The organism is Thermaerobacter nagasakiensis (genome assembly GCF_055396825.1).
Genome location: NZ_AP043740.1, coordinates 401758 through 426698, shown reverse-complemented (window position 1 = coordinate 426698; position 24941 = coordinate 401758). Strand labels below are relative to the sequence as shown.

The following is a 24941-nucleotide window of genomic DNA, read 5'->3' as shown; positions in this document are numbered from 1 at the left end:
GGTTCCCGGCGGCGGGCCGTCGCCTTCCCCTGCGCGGTCCTCCGGAGCCTGCGGGCCAGCCCGCGGCGGCCGGCGGCCGCGCTGCTTTTTGTCCCCGCGCCTAGTAATGTAAATAGGAAACGACCCTCGCCCGGCGACGGGATAGGGGGGGCGGGAAGCCGTGGAATGGCCCGGCGAGGCGGGGGGCACCGCCGTCCCCCCGGCCATCCGGCGACTGGAAGAACAGGTGCTCCTGGCGGCCGGCCGGCGCCGCCTGCTGGAGGCCGGGCAGCGGGTCCTGGTGGCCGTCTCGGGCGGCCGCGACTCCATGGTCCTGCTGGATGTGCTGGACCGGCTCCGGCCGGTCCTTGGGCTGGCCGCCCTGGGGGTTGCCCACGTGGACCACGGCCTGCGGCCGGATTCGGCGGGCGACGCCCGCTGGGTGGAAGAGCAGGCCGCAGCCCGCGGCCTGCCCTTTCTCTGCCGCCGGGTGCACATCCGGCCGGGACGCCGCTCCCTGGAGGAAGGGGCCCGCCTGGCCCGCTACCGTGCCCTGGCGGCCATGGCCCGCCAGTTCGGCGCCCAGCGGGTGGCCCTGGCCCACCATGCCGGCGACCAGGCGGAAACGGTGCTGATGCGCCTGCTGGCAGGGGCCGGGGTGCGGGGGCTGGCGGGGATGCCCTGGCGGCGGGGCCCCTTCGTCCGGCCCCTGCTGGCCACCGAGCCGGCCCTGCTGGCCGCCTATGCGGCCGCCCGGGGCCTGGGCTGGCGCGATGACCCCTCGAACCAGGACCTGACCTTTCTCCGCAACCGGATCCGGCACCGGCTGCTTCCCCTGCTGGAGGCCGAGTTCAACCCGCGGGTGGTGACCGCCCTGGGCCGGGTGGCCGCGGTACTGGCGGCGGAAGGCGCCCTGCTGCGCCGGCGTACCCGGAGGCTGGAGGGGCGGCTGGGATACAGGCTGGGACCCCGCTGGGCGTGCCGGGTGGACGATCTGGCCCGGCTCCCCGTGGCCGACCAGCGCCGGTTGCTGCAGGCCGCCTACCACCGGCTGGCCCGGCGGCCTTTGCCCCTGGCCCACTGCGAGGCCGTAAGGGCCCTGGCGGCGCCGGCGAAAGAGGGCGAGCCCCGGCCATGGGCGCCGGAAGTCCGGCCGGACGCGGCAGCGGGGCCGGCGGTGGGACAGGGGGCACGGCCACCGGGGGCGGTACCGTCCGTAGAGGCGCCGCCACCGCCGCCCGGGGCACCGCCGGCAGAGGCGCCGCCAGCGCCGCCCGGGGCACGACCGCAAGGGGAGGCCCGGCCGGAGGGGTGGCCCGGGTCAACCCCGGAGCCCGGGCCGGAGGCAGGGAGGAGCTTCGAGGCACCGGTGGCGGGCCGTGGGCTGGATCTACCCGGCGGGTGGCGGGCCCGGCGCCAGGGGTCGTGGCTCTGGCTGGAACCCCAGGCCGGCGGCCGGCTCCGCGCCGCCACGCCCGTTCCCGGGACGCCCGGCGGGGAGGAACCCGCGCAGGCGCCGGCGCCGGGCGAGCCGGCCCCTGGAACGGCGCGGATCCTGCGGGTTCCCGGCGCCTGGCCGCTGGAGTCCGGCCTGTGGCTCCGGGCCCGCTGGCTGGAGGGAGACGCGGCGCGCCAGGCGGTAGCCCGGCTGCTGGCCGCAGGGCCGGCTGGCCCGCACCTGCCACCATACCCGGAAGGGAGGGCGGCGGCGCACCGGGCGAATCCCGGTCCCCGGTTCCTGGCCCGGGTGATCTGCCCCGCCCGGGCCGTGCAGGGACCCCTGATCCTGCGCCGGCCCCTGCCCGGCGAGAGCATGCAGCCCCTGGGGGGCAAGGGGCACCGCTCCGTGGAACGGCTTTACCGCACCGCGGCCCGCCGGGGCGACCTGGACCTGGTGGACCCCGCCACGGGAACCGGCGCCCGCCTGGGACCGTGGGTGGTCGCCGCCGGCCGGGATGTCCTCTGGCTGGTGGGGGTAAGGGCGGCGGAAGGGTGCCGGGTTCGTCCGAAAGACCAGCGGGTGCTCTTGCTGGAGGTGCAGGCGGGGCTCGGGCCGGGCGGCGGGCCTGGAGGGTGGTGAGGGGCGACATAGCCGCACCATGGGCGCCGTGTTATAATGGGGGCGCCTTTACGGCGTCAGAAGGCGCAAAAACGCGGCGCCATGCCGTCGAGGTCCGGCCTGAACCCGCCTCGGCCGGGGGCAGGCCCGCGGGCCGCGCCCTGAGCGGCCGCAAGGAGGGCCATGATGAAGCCAAACCGCGTCTTCAAGAACCTGCTGTTCTACCTTATCCTGCTCTTCTTCGCCATCGCCATCGTCCAGCGCTTGAACCCGGTGACCACCGAAGTCCAGTCCCTGTCCACCGGTGAGCTGCTGGAGAAGATCGAGCAGGGTCAGGTGGAACGCCTCGTCTATGACGAGAGCCGCCGGGCGGTGACGGGGCAGCTCAAGGACGGCACCCACTTCCGCGCCAACGTCCCCGACCTGGACTGGCCGACCATCCGGGAATGGCAGCAGAAGGGTGTGCAGGTGGACACGCGGCCCATCGAGGAGACACCCTGGTGGACCAACCTTTTGACGGCCCTGCTGCCGGTGATCCTGGTGGTGGCCGCGTTTTTCTTCATCATGCAGCAGACCCAGGGGACGGGAAGCCGGGTGATGCAGTTCGCCAAGAGCCGCGCCCGGCTGCACCAGCCCGACGAGAAGCGGCGCATCACCTTCGACGACGTGGCGGGGTACGAAGAGGTCAAGGAAGAGCTGAAGGAGATCGTCGACTACCTGAAGAACCCGCGGCGCTACATCGAGCTGGGCGCGCGCATCCCCAAGGGCGTGCTGCTCTACGGCCCGCCGGGCACGGGCAAGACCCACATGGCCCGGGCGGTAGCCGGCGAGGCGGGGGTTCCTTTCTATTACATCAGCGGTTCGGATTTCGTCGAGATGTTCGTCGGCGTGGGCGCGTCCCGGGTGCGGGACCTGTTCGAGCAGGCCAAGCGCAACGCGCCGGCCATCGTGTTTATTGACGAGATCGACGCCGTGGGCCGGCAGCGGGGCGCGGGCTACGGCGGCGGCCACGACGAGCGCGAGCAGACCCTCAACCAGCTGCTGGTGGAGATGGACGGCTTCGGCACCAACGAGGGCATCATCGTCATGGCGGCGACCAACCGGCCGGACGTGCTGGACCCGGCCCTGCTCCGGCCGGGCCGGTTCGACCGCCAGATCGTGATCGACCGGCCCGACCTGGTGGCCCGGGAGGCGATCCTCAAGGTCCACACCCGGTCCAAGCCGCTGGCGCCCGACGTGGACCTGGCGCTGCTGGCGCGGCGCACGCCGGGCTTCACCGGGGCCGATCTGGAGAACCTGGTCAACGAGGCGACCCTGCTGGCGGCGCGGCGGCGCAAGAAGCAGATCGACATGCAGGACCTGGAGGACGCCATCGACCGCATCGTGGCCGGCGGCCCCGAGCGCAAGACGCGGGTGATGGGCGAGAAGGAGAAGCAGCGGGTGGCCTACCACGAGGCGGGGCATGCCCTGGTGGCCAAGCTGCTGCCCAACACGGACCCGGTGCACAAGATCTCCATCATTCCCCGCGGGGCTGCCCTGGGCTACGTGATGCAGCTGCCCACCGAGGACCGTTACCTGATCACCCGCCAGGAGATCCTGGACCGGGTCACCATGGCCCTGGCGGGCCGGGCCGCGGAGGAACTGGTCTTCGGCGAGGTCAGCACCGGCGCCCAGGACGACCTGGAGAAGTCGACCAAGATGGTGCGCCGGATGATCACCGAGTTCGGCATGAGCGACGAGCTGGGCCCCATGACCTTCGGCCACAAGATGGACGCGCCCTTCCTGGGCCGCGACCTGATCCGCGAGCGCAACTACAGCGAGGAAGTGGCGGCGGCCATCGACCGGGGCATCAGCGAGGTGATCAACGACTGCTACGACAGGGCCCTGCGGTTGCTGCGGGAGCACCGGGACAAGCTGGAGCGCATCGCCCGCCGCCTGCTGGAGAAGGAGACCATCGAGGCCGAGGAGCTGGACGCCCTGCTGCAGCAGGAGGGGGACGAACCGGCGGCGGCCGGCGAGAAGGCCTCCTGACGCCTGAAGCCGCCTGCGACCTGGGGCCGCCTGACCGCGCCACCGGCCCCGCGAAGCCGCCAGCTGGGTCTATGCGGAGAAGGCAGCCCGGGGCACGCCGCCCCGGGCTCTTTGCCGCCGGCGGGCCGGGTCTTCAGGAATATCCCTGACCGGGAGCGTCGCCTTCACAGGCCGCAGGCGGTGCGGCACAATGGGGAATGTCCTGAAGAAGGAAAGCAAGGGCACCGCGCCCCGGGGAGGGTGAAGGATGGGCGACGGGCAAGCCACCCGCCAGCGGGAAGAGAAGCTGCAGCGGCGCCAGCGGGAGCGGCAAAAGCTGCAGGCCACGCGGGAGACCCTGCGCCGGCTGCTGGCCATCACCCGCCGCTGCCGCACCGGGGAGGAGTTTGCCCGTGCCCTCACGGCCCTTTGGGCCCAGGACACGCGTTTCGGCGGCGATCCGGGGCGGGGAGCGGGCCCGGCCTCCGGCGCCGCCCGTGCCGATGCGGGGGGTGCCGTCGCCGGCGATCCCGCGGGCACTCCTGCCCCCGGTACGGCGGCCGGCGCCAGGTCCCCCGGCGCCGACGGCGCCCTCGTCACCGGGACTGCGGCTGCGAATGGGGCCGGCGCCGGCCCGGCTGCCGGACCTGCCGCTGCGGCCCTGTGTGCCCTGGCGGCGCTGCCGCCGCGGCAGCGGCCTGCCGAGCTGCGGCGCCGGTTCGGCCAGCTGGTGCCCGCTCCGGTGAGGGAGATCCTCCAGCGCCTTGACCAGCACGGGTACGGCGCCTTCCTGGTCGGCGGGTGCGTCCGGGACCTCCTGATGGCCCGGCCGCCCAAGGACTGGGACGTGGCCACCGCCGCCCGGCCGGACGAGGTGCGGCGCCTCTTCCCGCGCACCATCCCCACGGGCATCGAGCACGGTACGGTGACCGTCCGGCTGCGGGGCATGAGCGTGGAGGTCACCACCTTTCGCCAGGAAGCAGGCTACAGCGATCACCGTCACCCCGACCGGGTGGAGTTCACCCGCGACCTGCGGGCCGACCTGGAGCGGCGGGATCTGACCATCAACGCCATGGCGCTGGACCACCAGGGGCGGCTGCACGATCCCCTGGGCGGCCTGGATGACCTGGAACAGGGGCTGGTGCGGGCCGTGGGCGATCCCGAGGAGCGCTTCCGCGAGGATGCCCTGCGCCTGCTGCGGGTGGTGCGTTTCGCAGCGCGCCTGGGTTATCGGGTCGAACCCCGCACCGGGGCGGCCCTGGCGCGCTGCGCCTCCCTGATCCGCCACGTCTCCTGGGAGCGCATCCGGGAGGAGATGGCCGGCCTGCTCACCAGCCCGCGTCCTGCCTGGGGGCTGGAGCTGCTGCGCACCAGCGGGCTGCTGGAGCCCATCTGGCCCGAGCTGCTGGAAGGGGTGGACGTTCCGCAGAACGTCCACCATGCCTACACCGTCTGGGAGCACAACCTCCTGGCTTGCGAGTACACGCCGCCGGTCCTGCGGCTGCGCCTGGCGGGCCTCCTGCACGACGTGGGCAAGCCGCGGACGGTGTCCGTCGACGCCCAGGGCGAGCGGCACTTCTACCACCACGAGGTGGTGGGGGCCCAGATGGCCCGGGACATGCTGCGGCGGCTGCGCTTCGACAACGAGACCGTCCAGCACGTGGTCCACCTGGTCCGCCACCACCTGGCGCTGCACCACTACCCCGGGATGACCGACGCCGCCATCCGGCGGCTGATCCAGCGCATCGGCTTCGACTACCTGGAAGATCTCATCATCCTGCGGGTGGCCGACCGGGCCGCCTCGGGAACCAAGCGGGCGCCCATCTCCCGGGGCGCCTACCGGCTGCTCACCCGCATGGAGAAGATCCTGGAGCAGGACGCGGCCTTCAGCCTGCACGACCTGGCGGTGGACGGCCACGACGTCATGGCGGCCACGGGCCTGGGACCGGGACCGGCCATCGGCTGGATCCTGCAGCAGCTGCTGGAGGACGTGCTGGACGAACCCGCCCGGAACCGGCGGGAGTGGCTGCTGGAACGGGCCGCCCAGCTGCGGGGGGAGGCCGAGGAGCGGTTTGCCGGCCGGAAAGGGCGATCTTCCTGAGAGCGGGCTGAGACGGGGGGAGGGATGCCCCGGCTCCGGTGGCCCGCTCGGGAGTTGGGCCCCGGGGCGCGGCGCCGCGGCATCCCCCTGGCGGGAGCGGTCCGGCCCGTGCCGGGCGGCAGCGCAGCCGGGTCACCGGGACGGGCACGGGCCGCCAGCATGGTGCGGGACGGAGGACCAGGGAGGGTGAGGGGCGTGGACGGGACGAGGGGCGCGGGCACGGGCCCGGCAGGAGGGGCCCGGCGGGACGGTGCCGCCGGGACGGCGGCAGGGGGTGGACCCCGGGCAGGAGGGCCTTCCGTACCCCAGATGGGGCGGCTGCGGGCCCTGCAGGAGCGCATGGCGTCGGCGGGGATCGACCTTCTGATCCTGACCCCGGGGACCAGCTGGTTGTATCTCACGGGCCTTCCCCTGCTGGGCAGCCGGCTGGCCCTGGCCGTGGTACCGCGGCGCGGCGAGCCCGCCTTCGCCGTGCCCCTGCTGGAGGCCGGGCGGGTGGCGGAGGCGCCCCTGGTGCGGGCCCTGGCGGCAGGAGGGCCTGGGGAACCCCGGGCGCCGGCTGCGGGGTCCGGCGTCGGTGGGGCTGCGCGCGGCGCCTCCGGCGTATCCCCCGCGGCCCGGCCCGCCCCGGTTGACCCGGCCACCCCGGCTGCTGCGGCCGCCCCGGCCGAAGGCCCCGCCCCCACCGGGGCCGGGGCCTTCGGCCGGGTGTGCCCGTACGCCGACGGAGCCGATCCCGCCCCCGCGGTCGCCAGGGCCGTCGCCCTGGCGACCGCGGGGCTGGGCGGGCCGGTGCGGGTGGCGGCCATGGAGGAGCGGGTCGCCCGGCTGTTCGAGTGGCGGGCGGCGGCGGCGGCGCTGCCGGGGGTGTCCTGGCAGCCGGCCGACCCGGTGCTGGGCGCCCTGCGGGCCCGCAAGGACGCCGCCGAGGTGGCGGCCCTCCGCAAGGCGGCGGAGCTGGTGGAGACGGCCCTGGGCCACGGCATGGCCTTCATCCAGCCGGGGTACCGGGAGAGCCAGATTGCCCGGGAAATTGAAAAGGCCCTGCGGGAACTGGGCACCCGCAGTCCCTTCGGCATCCACGTGGCCTCCGGCCCCCGCTCCGCCGTGCCCCACGCCGAGACCGAAGACCGGGTCCTCCAGCCGGGGGACCTGGTCTGGGTCGACGTGGGGGCCGAGGTGGACGGCTATGCGGCCGACATCACCCGCACCTTCCTCCTGCCTGGGGGCGACCCCCATGGAGCGGCCCGGAAGGCCGAGATCTACCGCGTGGTCTACCTGGCCCAGGCGGCGGCCCGGGCCGCCGCCCGCCCGGGGGTGCGGGCGCAGGAGGTGGACGCCGCAGCCCGCCGGGTGATCGAGCAGGCCGGTTACGGGCCGTACTTCACCCACCGCACCGGCCACGGCCTGGGGCTCGACGTCCACGAGGCGCCCAACATCGCCCCCGGCGACGAGACCGTCCTGGAACCCGGCATGGTCTTCACGGTGGAGCCGGGCATCTACCTGCCCGGCCTGGGTGGCGTTCGCATCGAAGACGACCTGCTGATCACCGAGGAGGGGGCGGTCAGCTTGACCCGCTCCCGGCGCTGGCTGGCGCCGGGCCCCGAACCCGCCCTGCCGGTGGCCGGCCCTGAACCCGCCCCGCCGGCGCCCGCTCGCGCACCCGCCCCGCCGCGGGCGGCGGCCCCCGATCCGGCGGCCGCACAGCCGCCGGCGGAGGACGTTTCGGGGTCCCCGCCGGCCGTCCCGCCCGGGGGAACGGCCCGGCCACCGGCGGGGCCGTCCCCGCGGCCGGAGGAGGGCGGCCGGTGACGGGCACCTCCGACCGGCGGGCCCTGGTCCTGGACGGCTGCAGCCTGACCCTGGCCGCCATCGCCCAGGTGGCCCGGGAAAGCCGTCCCGTCGCCCTCGACCCGGCGGCCCGGCAGCGCATGGAGGCCAGCCGGCGGCGGGTGGAGGCGGCCGTGGCCCGGGGGGAGATCCTCTACGGGATCACCACCGGCTTCGGCAAGCTGGCGGACGTGGCGATCCCTCCCGCCCAGGCGCGCCAGCTGCAGGAAAACCTTCTGCGCAGCCACGCCGCGGGGGTGGGTGAACCCCTGCCCACGCCGGTGGTCCGGGCCATGATGCTGCTGCGGGCCAACGCCCTGGCCCGCGGCTTCTCGGGGGTCCGGCCGGAAGTGGTGGAGCGGCTGCTGGACCTGCTCAACCACCGGATCCACCCCGTGGTGCCCTCAAGGGGTTCCCTGGGCGCCAGCGGCGACCTGGCTCCCCTGGCCCACCTGGCCCTGGTGCTCATCGGACGCGGCGCCGCCGAGGTCGACGGCCAGGTTCTTCCCGGCGCACGCGCCCTTGCCCGCCGGGGCCTGGAGCCGCTGGCGCTGGAGGCCAAAGAAGGGCTGGCGCTGATCAACGGGACCCAGGCCATGACCGCTCTGGGCTGCCTGGCGGTGGAGGAAGGGCTCTACCTGGCTGCCGTGGCCGACGCGGCCGGGGCGCTGACCCTGCAGGCCCTGCGCGGCATCCCTGCCGCCTTCGACCCCCGGATCCACGCCCTGCGGCCCCACCCGGGCCAGCAGGCGGCCGCCGCCCACCTGCGCCGGCTTCTGGCGGGCAGCCGCCTGGTCACCGAGCCCGGCCAGCTGCGGGTCCAGGACGCCTACAGCCTGCGCTGCATGCCCCAGGTGCACGGGGCGGTGCGGGATGCGCTGGCCCATGCCGCCCGGGTGCTGGCCGTCGAGGCCAACAGCGTGACCGACAACCCCCTGATCTTTCCCGACGAACCCGGCCCGGGGGACGAGCCCGGCGGCGCGGCCGGCGTCTTCGCCTCCCGCGGTGCCACCGCCGCCGGCGGGGCGACCCCAGGTGCGTCCAGCGCCAGCGAAGCCACCGGCGCTGCCGGCGCGGCGGGCGACGTCCTCTCCGGCGGCAACTTCCACGGCGAGCCCGTGGCCCTGGTGCTGGACTACGCCGCCATGGCCCTGGCCGAGCTGGCCGGCATCGCCGAGCGCCGCGTCGAGCGGCTGGTCAACCCCCAGCTGAGCGGCCTGCCGGCCTTCCTGACCCGCCACGGCGGGCTCAACTCCGGCCTCATGCTGGCCCAGTACACCGCCGCGGCCCTGGTGTCCGAGAACAAGACGCTCGCCGTGCCGGCCAGCGTCGATTCCATCCCTTCCTCGGCCAACCAGGAGGACCACGTGTCCATGGGCATGACCGCCGCCCTGAAGCTCTGGCGGGTGGTCGAGCACACGCGCCAGGTGCTGGCCATCGAGCTTTTGTGTGCCGCCCAGGCCCTCGACCTGGTGGGGCCGGCCATGCTGTCGCCGGCGACGCAAGCGGTCTATGAGGCGGTGCGGGCGGCGGTGCCGCCCCTGGACGGCGACCGGGAGCTGGCGCCGGACATGGCCGCCCTGGCGGCGCTCCTGGCCCGGCGGCAGCTGCCCCTGCCCGCCGCCGGGGATCTCCCTGCTGGGGGAGACGGGACCGCGGCCGGGGACCTCACCGCGGGGGGAGACCCGGCCGCCGCCGGAGATGGCCCCGCTGGCGAGGACCCGCCCGCCCCCGGACCCCTTACCACCACGGGAGAACGCCCGATCCCCGGGGGACCCGGCGATGGGGGCGGCGGCGTGCAAGCGGGCCGGCCGGGCGCCGGCCCGGAGGAGGTGGAACCGCGGTGAGCCGGTCGTGGCAAGTGATCCCCGGGGGGCTGGCCTGGGGCGACCGCCGGTTCGTCTGGGGCAGCCGGACCTACGTGATGGGAATCCTCAACGTGACGCCCGATTCGTTCTCGGACGGCGGCCGTTACCTGGACCCGGCAGCGGCGGAGGAGCATGCCCTGGCCATGGCGGAGGCCGGCGCGGACATCATCGACATCGGGGCCGAATCCACCCGGCCCGGGGCGGTGCCCGTCCCGGCCGATGAAGAGCGGCGCCGCCTCCTGCCCGTGATCCGGCGCCTGGCGCCCCGGCTGGACGTGCCCATCTCCGTCGACACCTATAAGGCGGAGGTGGCCCGGGCCGCCCTGGAGGAAGGGGCGGCGATGATCAACGACGTGGGCGGCCTGCACCGCGACCCTGCCATGGTCCAGGTGGCGGCCGCCTACCGGGTGCCCGTGGTGGCCATGCATACCCGGCCCCACGGCGACACGGACTATGCCGACTTCTGGGGCGAGGTGCTGGGCTTCTTACGGGCGGCCGTCGACCGGGCCACGGCCGCCGGCCTGCCGCGGGAGATGGTCATCGTCGACCCGGGCTTCGGCTTCGGCAAGACCCCCGAGCAGAACCTGGACCTGGTGCGGCAGCTGCCCCGGCTGCGGGTCCTGGGGGCGCCCGTGCTGCTGGGGACCTCGCGCAAGAGCACCATCGGCCGGGTGCTGGACCTGCCCGTCGACCAGCGGCTGGAAGGGACGGCGGCCACCGTGGCCCTGGCCGTGGCCCGCGGGGTCGACCTGGTCCGCGTTCACGACGTGGTGCCCATGGTGCGCCTGGTGCGCATGGCCGATGCGGTGGTCCGCCACCCCCACTGGGACGAACCGGCCCCCGCAGCGCCCGGCGGGGCTCCGGCGGTCCGCGGCGCCGGTGTGATCCAGCTGCGGGGCCTGCGCTTTGTGGCCTGCCACGGCGTGCTGCCCGAGGAGCACAAGAGCCCCCAGCCCTTCCTGGTGGACGTGGACCTGGGCGTCGACGTGACCGCGGCCGCGGCCCGGGACGACCTGTCCTTCACCATCGATTACGCCGAGGTCCACCGCAGGGTGGCGCGGATCCTGGAGGGTCCCCACCGCCGGCTGATCGAAACCCTGGCCTGCGCCGTCGCCGACGATCTCCTGGCCGCCTTTCCTGTCGGCTGGGTGCGGGTCCGTGTGGCCAAGCCGGAGGCGCCGCTGCCCGGCCCCTCCCAGGGCGCGGCGGTGGAGGTGTGGCGGGGCCGTGAGCCGCGTTCGTCCTGGATCTGACGAGCCGGCGCCCGTGCGGGCCTACCTGGGTCTGGGCGCCAACCTGGGGCGGCCCCGGGAGCAGCTGCGGTGGGCGGTGGCGGCCCTCGCGCAAGAGCCGGGCATCACCGTCACCGGGGTGGCATCCCTGTACGGCTCCCGGCCCGTAGGCGTCACCGACCAGCCCGACTTCCTCAACACGGTGGTGGCCGTGGACACCACCCTGCCGCCCGGGCAGCTGCTGGACCGGATGCTGGAGCTGGAGCGCCGGGCAGGCCGGGTCCGGCTGCGGCGCTGGGGGCCCCGCACCCTGGACATCGACCTTTTGTGGTACGGCGGCCGGGTGATCCACGATCCGCCGCGCCTGATCGTTCCCCACCCCCGGGCGGCCGAGCGGGCCTTCGTCCTGATCCCGTGGGCCGAGCTGGCACCGGGGACGGTGGTGCCGGGCCACGGCAGGGTGGCCGACCTGTGCGCGGCCGCCGATCCTTCCGGCGTCTGGCTGGAAGAACCGGCCCCCGCCTGGTGGCAGCGACAGGAATCGCCGCTCACGGGCGGCGAATAGCCTGCCTGGCCGCCACCTGCACGGGGGAAGGGGGCGAGGGGCGTGACGGCGGAGCGGACACCTGACGGCGGCCGGGAACCCGGCGGTTCCGGCCGCCCGCCGGGCCAGGAGGCCGGTGCCCCGGTGGCCGGGGCAGCCAGCTCCCCGGCGGGCGGGGAGGCCGGTTCGACCGGAACCGGCCGGGATGCGGGCGCAGGGGACGGTACCCTGACGCGGGTCGAAGGGCTGTGGGTCGGCCATGCCAGTGATCCGGAGGGGCTGACGGGCTGCACGGTGATCCTCTGCCCCGGGGGAGCCGGCTGCGCTGCCGACGTGCGCGGCGGGGCGCCCGGCACGCGGGAGACCGACCTGCTGGGTCCGGGCCGGCTGGTGCAACAGGTGCACGGGATCTGCCTGGCGGGGGGCAGCGCCTTCGGGCTGGCGGCGGCCCAGGGCGTCATGGCCTGGCTGGAAGAACGCGGCTACGGCTTCGACACCGGGGTGGCCCGCGTGCCCATCGTCCCGGCGGCCATCCTCTTCGACCTGGCGGTGGGCGATCCCCGGGCGCGGCCCGACGCCGCCATGGGCTACGCCGCCTGCCAGGCGGCCAGCCGGGAGCCGGTGCAGGAGGGCAGCGTGGGCGCCGGGACCGGGGCAGTCATCGGCATGGTGATGGGCCCCCAGGGGGCACGCAAGGGTGGCGTCGGCTCCGCCGCCCGGTTCCTCCCCGCTGGTTGGACCGTGGGGGCCCTGGTCGTGCTAAATTGTTACGGAGGCGTGCGGGATCCCGCATCGGGACGCTGGCTGGTGGGCCCGCCGCCGGTGGTGTCGGCCCCGTCCTGGCCGGGGGCGGCGGAAGGCGGGCCGGGCATGTCCCACACCTCCCTGGTGGTGGTGGCGACGGACGCGCCCCTGGCCCGGGACGATCTCTACCGCGTCGCCCAGGTGGCCCAGACCGGCCTGGCGCGGGTGATCGACCCCGTGCACACCTGGGTCGACGGCGACGTGGTGTTCGCCCTGTCCACCGCGCGGCACCGCCAGGTGCCCGACATGGCGGGCCGCATGGCCCTGGCCGTGGCCGCCGCCCAGGTCACGGCGGAGGCGGCGCTGCGGGCTGCCCTGCGGGCGACGCCCCTGGGCGGGATTCCCGCGGTGGACGCGGCGGGGCGGCCCGACCCTGGCCGCTGAGCCGGCCCGGGGCGCCGTGCAGGAGGCGATGCCGGCGGTGCTGCTGGCCATCGACATCGGCAACACCCATACCAAGCTGAGCCTTTATGACGATCGCCAGCAGCTGGCCGGGTGGCGCCTGGCGACCAACGGCGAGCGGACCGCGGACGAGTTTGCCGTCACCCTGGCGGCCCTGATGCGGTCCCGGGGGCTCGAGCCGGCCCGGATCACCGCCGTGGCCATCTGCTCGGTGGTGCCGCCGGCCCTGGTGCCGGTGGTGACCATGGTGCGGCGCGACCTGGGCCTGGAGCCGCTGGTGCTGGGGCCGGAAACGGACACGGGCATGCCCGTGGCCTACGAAAACCCGCGGGAGCTGGGCGCGGACCGCATCGCCAACGCGGTGGCCGCGCGTGCGGAGTACGGGGCGCCGGTCATCGTGGTCGACCTGGGAACCGCCACCAAATGGGAGGTGGTGTCCCCCGAAGGGGTCTACCTGGGGGGCGCCATCGCGCCGGGAGTGGCCATTTCCCTGGACGCCCTCTTCGGACGGGCCGCGCGGCTTTCCCGCATCGAGCTGGCCCGGCCCCGGCGGGCCATCGGGCGGAGCACGGTGGAGGCCCTGCGGGCCGGGGTGCTGTACGGGTATGCGGGCCAGATCGACGCCGTGGTCGACCGGATCCAGTCCGAACTGGGGTGTCCGGCCCCCGTGGTGGCCACGGGGGGGCTGGCGGGACTGATCGCCCCCGAGTCCCGGCGGATCCAGCACGTGGACCCGCACCTCACCCTGAAGGGGCTGCGCTGGATCTACCAGCGCCAGCGGGAACGCGCCCGGCGGGTGCAGGATCCCGGGGCGGGCGGCGGGGCGGGACGAGGGGCCGGATGAGGGGCCGCCGGGATGAAGGGGCGCGCCGGCAGGGCCTTGCCAGGCTACGCATAAACTGGCTAAAGGAATCAACCGGAAGGGATCGAAACTCTGTCGTTACACGTGGCGCCGGAGGCCGCCGGGTCATGGCGGCCGGGCCGGTGCCGTGGTCCCGCCGGGCCGGCGACGGCCGGGCGGGTGCCGGCCGCGGGGCCGGCCGAGAGGGGGAACGGGCCTTGGTCGAGATGAAGGTCCTCAGCGTGGGGATGGTCCAGGGTTCGGACGGCAACGTGGTCGTGCTCAAGGAAGCCGACGGGGACCGCCTGCTGGTCATCGCCGTGGGCCTGGCCGAGGCCAGTGCGATCGCGTTGCAACTGCAGGGTATGCAGCCTCCCCGGCCCCTCACCCACGATCTGATCGTCAACCTGGTCCGGCGGATGCAGGGCGAGATCGTCCGGGTCGTGGTCCACGACCTGCGGGACGAGACCTTCATCGGGCAGATCGACATCCAGACGGAGCACGGCATCATGGAGGTCGACGCCCGTCCCAGCGATGCCATCGCCGTTGCCCTGCGGGCTGACGCACCCATCTACGTGGCGGAGCCGGTCCTGGAGATGGCTGCGGTGCGCAGCGACATCCTCTCCGGCGATTCGTCCGAAGAATAACTCAGGGAGGAACCGGCCGGGGTGGGAGGCGAAGGGGGGATCGGATCCCTGCCGGGCGCCGTGCCCACCCGGCCTGGGCCCGGCCTGGGGGGCCGCCGGGCGACGGGAGGCATCGATTTTGAAGCGGATCGTCAGCGTCAGCCTGGGCTCGTCCCGGCGCGATCACAAGGTGCGCCTGGAGCTCCTGGGCGAGACCCTGGAGATCCAGCGGATCGGCACCGACGGCGACATCCGCAAGGCGGTGGAGCTGATCCGCCGGCTGGACGGCCAGGTCGATGCCTTCGGCATGGGGGGCACCGACCTCTTCCTCGTTGCGGGGCGCCGCCGGTACGTGCTGCGCGCCTCCCTGCCGCTGGCGCGGGCGGCGCGGAAGACCCCCATCGTGGACGGCAGCGGCCTGAAGAACACCCTGGAACGGCGGGTGGTGCGCCAGCTGGCCCGCGAAGGGGTCATCGACTTTCCCCGTTCCCGCGTCCTGGTGACCGTGGCCGTCGACCGCTTCGGGATGGCGGAAGCCCTGGCCGAAACCGGTTGCCAGCTGATCCTGGGCGATCTCATCTTCGCCCTGGGCATCCCCGTCCCCCTGCGCAGCCTCGACGCCCTGGAGCGCCTCGCGCGGGTCGTCGCGCCCATCGCCACCAGGCTGCCGCTGAGTGTCCTCTACCCCACGGGCGAGAAGCAGGAGCAGACGGTACCAAAGCATGGCAAGTTCTTCGCCTGGGCCGACGTCATCGCCGGGGACTGGCACTACATCCGGCGCCACATGCCCCCCGCCCTGCCCGGCAAGGTCATCCTGACCAATACGGTAACGCCCGAAGACGTGGCCTTGCTGCGGCAACGGGGGGTGCGGATGCTGGTCACCACCACGCCCGAGCTGGAAGGCCGGTCCTTCGGCACCAACGTGATGGAGGCGGTGCTGGTGGCCCTTTCAGGCCGCCGCCCGGACGAACTCGGCCCGGCCGATTACGAGCGGATGCTGGATGCGCTGAACTTCCGCCCGCGCATCGAACAGCTGCAGGCGAGCCCGGCCCAGGGGGTGGCCGGGCAAGGCCCTGGACGGTGAGGCCGGCGGGTGCCGGCCCAGGGACGGTTCCCGGGCCGTGGCGGTGCCCGGGCCGCCCGGCCGGATGGCCGGAAGGCCGGGGGTGACAGGGGCATGCAAGCCCCCGGCGGTTGCGGGGTACCCTGCATCCCGGTGCCCGGAGGCGGCCGCCTTCGGCCCGGTTGCCGCGGCGGCGGGGAGGATGCCTCGGCCGGGACGCGCAACGAGCGGAGGGATGGACCGGTCCGGGCGGCATGGTTTGACAGTCACGGGGTGGCCACATATAATACAACACCGCTCGCCAGCTGGATCCCGGTCCCTGCCGGGACGGGGTTCCTGCCGGGGGGCGGTCGCCTTGGAAGGGCCGGCTTGGAAGGAGCGAATGGGGGACGATGGATAAGGAGCTGCTGCTCTCGGCGGAAGGCCTGCGCAAGCTGGAGGAAGAACTCCAGTACCTGAAGTCGGTCAAGCGCCGCGAGGTGGCGCAGCGCATCAAGCAGGCCCGCGAGTTCGGGGATATTTCCGAGAATTCGGAGTACGAGGAAGCCAAGAACGAACAGGCCTTTGTGGAAGGGCGCATCATCGAGCTGGAGAAGATGCTGCGCAACGCGCGCATCGTCAACGACGACGAGATCGACCCGACCAAGGTCAACATCGGGTCCACCGTTTACCTCAAGGACGTGGACACCGGCGAGGAAGTGCAGTACACCATCGTCGGGTCCAACGAGGCCGATCCCGCCGCCCTGCGCATCTCCTACCAGTCGCCCGTGGGCAAGGCGCTGTTTGGCCGCTCCGTGGGCGACGTGGTGGAGGTGAAGGTTCCGGCGGGCACCTTGCGTTACGAGATCGTCCGCATCGAGAGGGCCGGGTAGGGCGGACCCCGGGCAGGGAACGTACGGGCCGGGGGCCGGCCGTCGATGGGCCCGGCGACTCGCGCAGGCTCGGGCGGCCGGCGTCCATCCGCCCCACGGCCCCCGGCAAGGTGCACGGCGGGGATCCGCCAGCAGGATGCCGACGGTTGTCATGCTTCGCGCCGGTCCTGGCAGGACTGGCGCCATTTGTATTCGGCTCGGGAGGGACAGGCCGTGGTCGATGAGGGCGTGACGGGCCCCGTCGCGGGTGCCGGAAGGGCCGGCTTGCGGGGCGTGGACGGCCGGGGTGCAGAGGCCGGGCCTCCGCCGGCCCAGGGCGCGGCGGGCAGTACGGAGGCGGTCTCCGGTGCGAACGGGGCAGCCGGCCGGGAGGTACCGTCCGGCGCGGACGCAACGGGTGGAACCGGCGAGGGTGCCCGCCTGCAGGAGGTGCTGCGCGCCCGCCGCGCCAAGCTGGAGTTCTGGCGGCAGCGGGGCGTCGATCCCTTCGGCCGGCGCTATGACGTGACCCACCACGCCCGCGAGATCGTCGACCGGTTCGCCGAACTGGAGGGGCACCCGGTTCGGGTGGCCGGGCGCCTCATGGCCCTGCGCCGGCACGGCCGGGCCGCCTTTGCGGACCTGCAGGATGCCAGCGGCCGGATTCAGCTGCTGGCCCGGGTGGGGCCGCTGGCCGAGGACACCTATTCAGCCTTCCTGGAACTGGACCGGGGTGACTGGGTCGGGGCGGAGGGGACGGTGATTCGCACCCGCCGCGGCGAGATCAGCGTCGAGGTCACCGGGTTCGTCCTGCTGGGCAAGTCCCTTTATCCCCTGCCGGAAAAGTGGCACGGCCTGCAGAACGTCGATCTGCGTTACCGCCAGCGGTATGTGGATCTCATCGTGAACCCCCAGGTGCTGGAGACCTTCAGGCTGCGCTCGCGCATCATCCGGGAGATCCGTGCCTTTCTGGACCAGCGGGGGTTTTACGAGGTGGAGACGCCCGTGCTGCACCTCATCTATGGCGGTGCCGCGGCGCGCCCCTTCGTCACCCACCACAACGCGCTGGACCTGGACCTCTACCTGCGCATCGCCCTGGAGCTGCACCTCAAGCGGCTGATCGTCGGGGGCATGGAACGGGTCTACGAGATCGGCCGGGTCTTCCGGAATGAAGGCATCTCGACCCGGCACAACCCCGAGTTCACCATGCTGGAGCTGTATCAGGCCTTCAGCGACTACGAGGGCATGATGGAGCTGACGGAACAGCTGGTGAGCCATGTGGCCCAGGCCGTGCACGGGTCGCCTGTGGTGCACTACCAGGGCCAGGCCATCGACTTCACCCCGCCCTGGCGCCGGCTGTCCTTCGCCGAGGCCCTGGAGAGCATGGCCGGCGTGCGCCTGGAGGACGTGCTGACCGACGAGGGTGCCCGGCGCGTCGCCCGCGAGCGCGCGCTGGAGCTGACCAGGGACCCGACACCCGCGGCGGTCCTGGATGAGCTGGTGGACGTGTACGTCCAGCCCCGGCTGGTCCAGCCCACCTTCCTCTACGACTATCCGGTGGTCCTGTCGCCCCTGGCGCGCCGCATACCCGACCGTCCCCATCTGACCTACCGTTTCGAGGCCATGGTGGCGGGGATGGAGATCGCCAACGCCTTCAGCGAGCTCAACGACCCCGACGACCAGCGGCAGCGGTTCGAAGAGCAGCTGGCGGCCCGGGCGCGGGGTGACGAGGAAGCCCATCAGATGGATGAGGACTACATCCACGCGCTGGAGATCGGCCTGCCCGCCACGGGCGGCCTGGGCATCGGCATCGACCGGCTGGTGATGCTGCTGACCGACAACCCGTCGATCCGCGACGTCATCCTGTTCCCGCTGATGCGTCCCCGGGATTAGGCCCGTTTCTTGCCGGCTCCCGGGTGGCTTGACGCGCCGCCGGACCGGCGTTATACTCACCGTTGCCGGTCGGGCGGCGCGATGCGCCCGCGCCGCCGGCGCCCGGCTCGAAGGGCGGGGCGCCAGGCGGCGGCAGCCGGGCCGCGTACGCCAGGGAGCGTGCGGCCGGGTTGCACCGATGCGGCGGCCGTGGCCGGAAACGGCAGCGGCGGGGGCTTGACGGCCCCGAACGAGCCTGATAAGTTTCAAACCTGCCGGTGCGACACCGGCGGCGCCGCAACCGGCGGCGCAACCTGGTCCTTGAAAACGGAGCAGCGCGTGGAGAGGCAGGCCTTGCGAGCCTGGTGGTCATCGTGCCGCTGCGCGGGAGCGCAGGGGTGGCGGTGGCCGGGCAACGCGAAAAGAGCGCGAGCCGCGAGAGGACTCTCTTGCGGGAAGGGAACTTTCCGGAGGAGAGTTTGATCCTGGCTCAGGACGAACGCTGGCGGCGTGCCTAAGACATGCAAGTCGAGCGGGGGGACTGGGGAGCTTGCTCTCCGGTCTCCTAGCGGCGGACGGGTGAGTAACACGTGGGCAACCTGCCCGGCAGTGGGGGATAACCCTGGGAAACCGGGGCTAATACCGCATACGGTCCGCGCTCCGCATGGGGTGTGGAAGAAAGGCCGTCGTGAGGCGGTCGCTGCCGGAGGGGCCCGCGGCCCATCAGCTCGTTGGTGGGGTAACGGCCCACCAAGGCGACGACGGGTAGCCGGCCTGAGAGGGTGGCCGGCCACACTGGGACTGAGACACGGCCCAGACTCCTACGGGAGGCAGCAGTCGGGAATCTTGCGCAATGGGCGAAAGCCTGACGCAGCGACGCCGCGTGGGGGAGGAAGCCCTTCGGGGTGTAAACCCCTGTCGTCCGGGACGAAGGTGAGGGGCTGAAAGGCCTCTTGCTGACGGTACCGGAGGAGGAAGCCCCGGCTAACTACGTGCCAGCAGCCGCGGTAAGACGTAGGGGGCGAGCGTTGTCCGGAATCACTGGGCGTAAAGGGCGCGTAGGCGGCCTGGCAAGTCGGATGTGAAAGGTCCCGGCTCAACCGGGGAGGTGCATTCGAAACTGCCGGGCTTGAGGGCAGGAGAGGGCAGCGGAATTCCCGGTGGAGCGGTGAAATGCGTAGAGATCGGGAGGAACACCAGTGGCGAAGGCGGCTGCCTGGCCTGGCCCTGACGCTGAGGCGCGACAGCGTGGGGAGCGAACGGGATTAGATACCCCGGTAGTCCACGCCGTAAACGATGGGTGCTAGGTGTGGGAGGTATCGACCCCTTCCGTGCCGGAGCTAACGCACTAAGCACCCCGCCTGGGGAGTACGGCCGCAAGGCTGAAACTCAAAGGAATTGACGGGGGCCCGCACAAGCGGTGGAGCATGTGGTTTAATTCGAAGCAACGCGAAGAACCTTACCTGGGCTTGACATCACCGCGAACCTGGCCGAAAGGCCGGGGTGCCCTTCGGGGAGCGCGGTGACAGGTGCTGCATGGTTGTCGTCAGCTCGTGTCGTGAGATGTTGGGTTAAGTCCCGCAACGAGCGCAACCCCCGCCCTGTGTTGCCAGCGGCTTGGCCGGGCACTCACAGGGGACTGCCGGTGACAAACCGGAGGAAGGTGGGGATGACGTCAAATCATCATGGCCCTTATGCCCAGGGCTACACACGTGCTACAATGGCCGGTACAACGGGTTGCGAACCCGCGAGGGGGAGCCAATCCCTAAAAGCCGGTCCCAGTTCGGATCGCAGGCTGCAACTCGCCTGCGTGAAGCCGGAATCGCTAGTAATCGCGGATCAGAATGCCGCGGTGAATACGTTCCCGGGCCTTGTACACACCGCCCGTCACACCACGGGAGCCGGCAACACCCGAAGCCGGTGGCCCAACCCGAAAGGGAGGGAGCCGTCGAAGGTGGGGCCGGTGACTGGGGTGAAGTCGTAACAAGGTAGCCCTACGGGAACGTGGGGCTGGATCACCTCCTTTCTAAGGAGTGCCCGCCGGTGCACCGCACCGGCCCACTCCAGGTCGATCCTGCCTCGACGAAGCGCGCTGCTCGGTTTTCAAGGACCGGGTCGCCCGGTGCGGTGCCGGTGGTTGGCCGGCGGGGCGACCGGTGCTATAATAAAGCCCGGTCACGGGCGTGGGGATATAGCTCAGGTGGTCAGAGCGCACCCCTGATAAGGGTGAGGTCGGTAGTTCGAATCTACCTATCCCCACCGTCCCTTTGAGCCCTTTTATGTGGGGACGTAGCTTAGCTGGGAGAGCGCCGGCTTTGCAAGCCGGAGGTCGGCGGTTCGAATCCGCTCGTCTCCACATAAACCAGGAGCCGCCCCCTCGGGGGCGGTTCTTTGGGCCGAGGGTTTTGCACCTTGACAGCGGTATAGGGGAAGCAGGAGAGCGTGACGCGGGAAGCCGGTGTGCGCGCCTTGCGCGTGGGCACCCGCGGGGCAGCGGTTGGCGCTGCGGCGGGTGGGTGGCGTGTGAGGGCGAGAAGGTAGGAAGGGCACACGGTGGATGCCTCGGCGCGAAGGGCCGATGAAGGGCGTGGTAAGCTGCGAAAAGCCTCGGGGAGCCGCAAGCAGGCGTTGATCCGGGGATGCCCGAATGGGGAAACCCGGCGGGGGGAATGCCCCGTCATCCCGGACTGAATCCATAGGTTCGGGAGGGGAACCGCGGGAACTGAAACATCTCAGTACCGCGAGGAAAAGAAATCAACCGAGATTCCCCGAGTAGCGGCGAGCGAAAGGGGAGGAGCCCAAACCCGGGCGGTGGAGAAGGCTGCCACCGTTGCCGTCCGGGGGTTGCGGGGCGCAGGAGCGGAGCTTGGCAGGGCTCCGGCGGAGTGAGCAAGCCGTCCGCTAGCCGAAGCGGTCTGGAAAGGCCGGCCAGAGAGGGTAACAGCCCCGTAGGCGAAAGCGGAAGGCCTCCGTTGCTGCGTTCCCGAGTACCACGGGGCACGTGGAACCCCGTGGGAAGCTGGGGGGACCACCCTCCAAGGCTAAATACCCGAGCGACCGATAGTGCACCAGTACCGTGAGGGAAAGGTGAAAAGCACCCCGGGAGGGGAGTGAAAGAGAACCTGAAACCGTGTGCCTACAGTCAGTCGGAGGGGCGCAAGCCCTGACGGCGTGCCTATTGAAGAATGAGCCGGCGAGTGACCGTCTGCAGCGAGGTTAAGGGCCGCAGGTCCGGAGCCGTAGGGAAACCGAGTCCGAACAGGGCGCCAGTTGCAGGCGGTCGACCCGAAACCGGGTGATCTACCCATGGCCAGGGTGAAGCGCGGGTAAGACCGCGTGGAGGCCCGAACCAGGTTGGTGTTGAAAAACCATCGGATGAGCTGTGGGTAGGGGTGAAATGCCAAGCGAACCCGGAGATAGCTGGTTCTCCCCGAAACCACTTGAGGGTGGGCCTTCCGGGCTGACGCGCGGGGGTAGAGCACTGCTTGGGCTAGGGGCCTTCGCGGGTTACCGAACTCAGGCAAACTCCGAATACCGCGCGGTGAACCGGAGGAGTTAGAGCACGGGGGATAAGCTTCGTGCTCGAGAGGGAAACAACCCAGACCACCAGCTAAGGCCCCCAAGTCCGTGCTAAGTGGCAAAGGATGTGGGGTCGCTAAGACAACCAGGATGTTGGCTTAGAAGCAGCCATCATTTAAAGAGTGCGTAATAGCTCACTGGTCGAGCGACCCTGCGCCGAAAATGACGCGGGGCTCAAGCACGGCGCCGAAGCTGTGGACGGGCGCAAGCCCGTGGTAGGGGAGCGTTGCCTGGGCGGCGAAGGCCGGTCGTGAGGCCGGCTGGAGCGCAGGCAAGTGAGAATGCCGGCATGAGTAGCGAAAAGGCCGGTGAGAATCCGGCCCGCCGAAAGCCCAAGGGTTCCTGAGCAAGGCTCGTCCGCTCAGGGTTAGTCGGGACCTAAGCCGAGGCCGAAAGGCGTAGGCGATGGAGAACCGGTTCATATTCCGGTACCACCGGGAAGCCGTTACGAGCGATGGGGGGACGCAGGAGGGTAGGTACCGCCGGCCGCTGGAGATGGCCGGTGCAAGCGGGTAGGGAGCCCCGGGAGGCAAATCCCCCGGGGAGTCCTGAGACGCGACGCCGAGCCCCCTCGGGGGCGAAGGGGCCGATCCCCCACTGCCAAGAAAAGCCTCTAGCCAGGCTTCCGGTGCCCGTACCCGAAACCGACACAGGTGGGCGAGGCGAGAAGCCTAAGGCGCGCGGGAAAACCCTCGCTAAGGAACTCGGCAAACTGACCCCGTAACTTCGGGAGAAGGGGTGCCCCCTGGGGTGAAGGCCCTGGCGGCCGGAGCGCCGGGGGGTCGCAGCGAAGAGGCCCAGGCGACTGTTTATCAAAAACACAGGTCCCTGCGAAGCCGTAAGGCGCAGTATAGGGGCTGACGCCTGCCCGGTGCTGGAAGGTTAAGGGGAGGGGTTAGGGCGCAAGCCCAAAGCTCCGAACCGAAGCCCCAGTAAACGGCGGCCGTAACTATAACGGTCCTAAGGTAGCGAAATTCCTTGTCGGGTAAGTTCCGACCCGCACGAAAGGCGTAACGACCTGGGCGCTGTCTCGGCGAGGGGCCCGGTGAAATTGAGCGGCCCGTGAAGACGCGGGCGACCCGCAGCTGGACGGAAAGACCCCGTGGAGCTTTACTGCAACCTGTCATTGAACGTCTGCCGGCCATGTATAGGATAGGTGGGAGGCTGCGAACCCGGGCCGCCAGGTTCGGGGGAGCCGACGGTGGAATACCACCCTTGGACGGCGGGCGTTCTAACCGCGGCCCGTCATCCGGGTCCGGGACCGTGGCAGGTGGGCAGTTTGACTGGGGCGGTCGCCTCCTAAAAGGTAACGGAGGCGCCCAAAGGTACCCTCGGCACGGTTGGAAATCGTGCGCGGAGTGCAAAGGCACAAGGGTGCTTGACTGCGAGACCGACGGGTCGAGCAGGGGCGAAAGCCGGGCTTAGTGATCTTACGGTCCTGTGTGGAAGGGCCGTGACTCAACGGATAAAAGCTACCCCGGGGATAACAGGCTGATCTCCCCCAAGAGTCCACATCGACGGGGAGGTTTGGCACCTCGATGTCGGCTCATCGCATCCTGGGGCCGCAGCAGGTCCCAAGGGTTGGGCTGTTCGCCCATTAAAGCGGTACGTGAGCTGGGTTCAGAACGTCGTGAGACAGTTCGGTCCCTATCCACTGCGGGCGCAGGAGACTTGAGGGGCGCCTTCCCTAGTACGAGAGGACCGGGAAGGACCGACCGCTGGTATCCCAGTTGTCCCGCCCGGGGCACGGCTGGAACGCCATGTCGGGACCGGATAAGCGCTGAAAGCATCTAAGCGCGAAGCCGACCCCAAGATGAGGTCTCCCATCCCGTCAAGGGAGTAAGACCCCTGGTGGATCACCAGGTCGATAGGCCGGGCGTGTAAGGACCGCAAGGTCTTCAGCGACCCGGTACTAATCGGTCGAGGCCTTCTCCCTTCATCCCTCCACCCCCCGCCCATCGCCAAGCGTTGCTCCGCTCCCGCCTCACCCACGCTCCCCTTCCCCTGTGCCGCCCTCAAGGGGCAAAACCCCCCACCGTTCCGGTGGCCATAGCGGAGGGGTCCCACCCGTTCCCATCCCGAACACGGCCGTTAAGCCCTCCAGCGCCAATGGTACTGGGCGGGTCACCGCCCGGGAGAGTAGGTCGCCGCCGGAACAAACTTTCAGGCTCCGCGCCTTCGCGCGCGGGGCCATTTTGTTTATGATCGAGGGGATCAGGAGGGACCGCTGATGGCACCGGTGGTCATTGGCATCGCCGGCGGCACCGGCTCGGGCAAGAGCACGCTGGTGCGCCGCATCGTGGAACATCTCCCGGGGCGGGTGGCCGTGCTGCCCCAGGACGCCTACTACCTGGACCGCCGGGATCTTCCCTTCGAGGAACGGGCGCGGCTGAACTACGACCATCCCCTCGCCTTTGATACGCCGCTGCTGATCCGGCACCTGAAGGAACTGCGACGGGGCCGGCCCATTCGCCGGCCCGTATACGACTTCACCCAGCACCTGCGCGACCGGCGGACGGTCCGGGTCGAGCCGCGAGACGTGATCGTCGTCGAAGGGATCCTGGTGCTGGCCGACGAGACACTGCGCTCGTTGATGGACATCAAGATCTTCGTGGATACGGACGCCGACGTCCGAATCCTGCGCCGGCTGGTGCGGGACATCGAGAAGCGCGGCCGCACCATGGAGTCGGTGATCAGCCAGTACCTGGAGACCGTCAAGCCGATGCACGAGCAGTTCGTCGAACCAAGCAAGCGCTATGCCGACCTCATCATCCCCGAGGGCGGTTTCAACCGCGTGGCCGTCGACGTCCTGCTGGCGCGCATCCGGGCGGCACTCGGCTCGCAGGCGGCGGCCCTGGGGACTCGTGCCCGGCTGCTGGCGGCATCATCAAGCCTGCCGGGCGTGGAGGCCGGGCGGAGCCCGGGCACTGCCGTCGAAGGAGACGGCACGACACACAAGGCCCGCAAGCGGAGAAGGCGCAAGCGGCGGCGCAAGGCTGTCGTTGCCCCGGCTGCTCCCACCCCCGTCACAACCGGCACCCGGGCTGGTGACCCTGCGCCCGCCCCGCCGGCACCATGAGGCTTCCCCCGGTCCGGCGGCGCACCGGGCGGCAGCGGTGGCAGGCTGGCCGAGCGAGCTCTCGCCGGTACTCCGCAGTCCCGTCCCCCGTTTGAACTCCTCATCGGGGGCCTCGCCCGGAAGTCTCCGGCCGGTAGGCTGTCGAACGGCAGGGATGGTGGTGCTCCCGTCAAATGGGGAGGCCGATGATGGCATGGTGAT

14 protein-coding genes, 2 tRNA genes and 3 rRNA genes are annotated in these 24941 nt (G+C 71.6%); all 19 read left to right on the top strand.

Going from position 1 to position 24941, the window contains the following annotated elements; genetic code table 11:
• Nucleotides 1-160 precede the first annotated feature (160 nt).
• Nucleotides 161-2059: a tRNA lysidine(34) synthetase TilS gene (gene tilS / locus ACZ5T9_RS01740; RefSeq protein ID WP_464833609.1), complete on the top strand. Its 1899-nt coding sequence runs from the start codon at nt 161-163 to the stop codon at nt 2057-2059.
• Nucleotides 2060-2224: 165 nt separating this feature from the next.
• On the top strand, nt 2225-4069 hold the full coding sequence (ftsH, locus tag ACZ5T9_RS01735; protein WP_464833607.1) for an ATP-dependent zinc metalloprotease FtsH: 1845 nt from the start codon (nt 2225-2227) through the stop codon (nt 4067-4069).
• A gap of 247 nt (nt 4070-4316) precedes the next feature.
• Nucleotides 4317-6149, top strand: a complete 1833-nt coding sequence (locus tag ACZ5T9_RS01730) for a CCA tRNA nucleotidyltransferase (protein WP_464833606.1) — start codon at nt 4317-4319, stop codon at nt 6147-6149.
• Between the two features lie 195 nt (nt 6150-6344).
• Nucleotides 6345-7961: a M24 family metallopeptidase gene (locus ACZ5T9_RS01725; RefSeq protein ID WP_464833605.1), complete on the top strand. Its 1617-nt coding sequence runs from the start codon at nt 6345-6347 to the stop codon at nt 7959-7961.
• A complete protein-coding gene (gene hutH, locus ACZ5T9_RS01720) occupies nt 7958-9826 on the top strand; it encodes a histidine ammonia-lyase (protein WP_464833604.1) in 1869 nt (622 codons plus the stop codon). Before ACZ5T9_RS01725 ends, hutH begins: the two co-directional genes overlap by 4 nt.
• On the top strand, nt 9823-11100 hold the full coding sequence (folP, locus tag ACZ5T9_RS01715) for a dihydropteroate synthase (RefSeq protein ID WP_464833603.1): 1278 nt from the start codon (nt 9823-9825) through the stop codon (nt 11098-11100). Before hutH ends, folP begins: the two co-directional genes overlap by 4 nt.
• Nucleotides 11075-11644 (top strand): 2-amino-4-hydroxy-6-hydroxymethyldihydropteridine diphosphokinase, encoded by a 570-nt coding sequence (folK, locus tag ACZ5T9_RS01710; RefSeq protein ID WP_464833602.1) that lies wholly within the window; start codon nt 11075-11077, stop codon nt 11642-11644. Before folP ends, folK begins: the two co-directional genes overlap by 26 nt.
• Nucleotides 11645-11686: 42 nt before the next feature.
• Entirely contained in the window at nt 11687-12811 is a 1125-nt protein-coding gene (locus tag ACZ5T9_RS01705; protein ID WP_464833601.1) for a P1 family peptidase, read from the top strand.
• Nucleotides 12812-12848: 37 nt separating this feature from the next.
• On the top strand, nt 12849-13673 hold the full coding sequence (locus ACZ5T9_RS01700) for a type III pantothenate kinase (protein ID WP_006902653.1): 825 nt from the start codon (nt 12849-12851) through the stop codon (nt 13671-13673).
• A gap of 224 nt (nt 13674-13897) precedes the next feature.
• On the top strand, nt 13898-14317 hold the full coding sequence (locus ACZ5T9_RS01695; protein WP_242823318.1) for a bifunctional nuclease family protein: 420 nt from the start codon (nt 13898-13900) through the stop codon (nt 14315-14317).
• 118 nt (nt 14318-14435) lie between these two features.
• Nucleotides 14436-15380 (top strand): quinate 5-dehydrogenase, encoded by a 945-nt coding sequence (locus tag ACZ5T9_RS01690; RefSeq protein WP_464833599.1) that lies wholly within the window; start codon nt 14436-14438, stop codon nt 15378-15380.
• Between the two features lie 371 nt (nt 15381-15751).
• Nucleotides 15752-16231, top strand: coding sequence for a transcription elongation factor GreA (greA, locus tag ACZ5T9_RS01685; protein ID WP_464833598.1), 480 nt, complete (start codon nt 15752-15754; stop codon nt 16229-16231).
• Nucleotides 16232-16444: 213 nt separating this feature from the next.
• On the top strand, nt 16445-18103 hold the full coding sequence (lysS, locus tag ACZ5T9_RS01680) for a lysine--tRNA ligase (RefSeq protein ID WP_464833596.1): 1659 nt from the start codon (nt 16445-16447) through the stop codon (nt 18101-18103).
• Nucleotides 18104-18549: 446 nt separating this feature from the next.
• A 16S ribosomal RNA gene (locus ACZ5T9_RS01675) occupies nt 18550-20108 on the top strand.
• Between the two features lie 159 nt (nt 20109-20267).
• Nucleotides 20268-20341 (top strand) — tRNA-Ile (locus ACZ5T9_RS01670).
• A gap of 24 nt (nt 20342-20365) precedes the next feature.
• Nucleotides 20366-20438: transfer RNA gene (locus ACZ5T9_RS01665), tRNA-Ala, on the top strand.
• Nucleotides 20439-20612: 174 nt separating this feature from the next.
• Nucleotides 20613-23597, top strand: a 23S ribosomal RNA gene (locus tag ACZ5T9_RS01660).
• A gap of 103 nt (nt 23598-23700) precedes the next feature.
• Nucleotides 23701-23817, top strand: a 5S ribosomal RNA gene (gene rrf / locus ACZ5T9_RS01655).
• Together the 16S, 23S and 5S rRNA genes with 2 tRNA genes alongside form the textbook arrangement of a ribosomal RNA operon.
• Nucleotides 23818-23891: 74 nt before the next feature.
• A complete protein-coding gene (udk, locus tag ACZ5T9_RS01650) occupies nt 23892-24740 on the top strand; it encodes a uridine kinase (RefSeq protein WP_464833595.1) in 849 nt (282 codons plus the stop codon).
• The last annotated feature ends 201 nt before the right edge of the window (nt 24741-24941 follow it).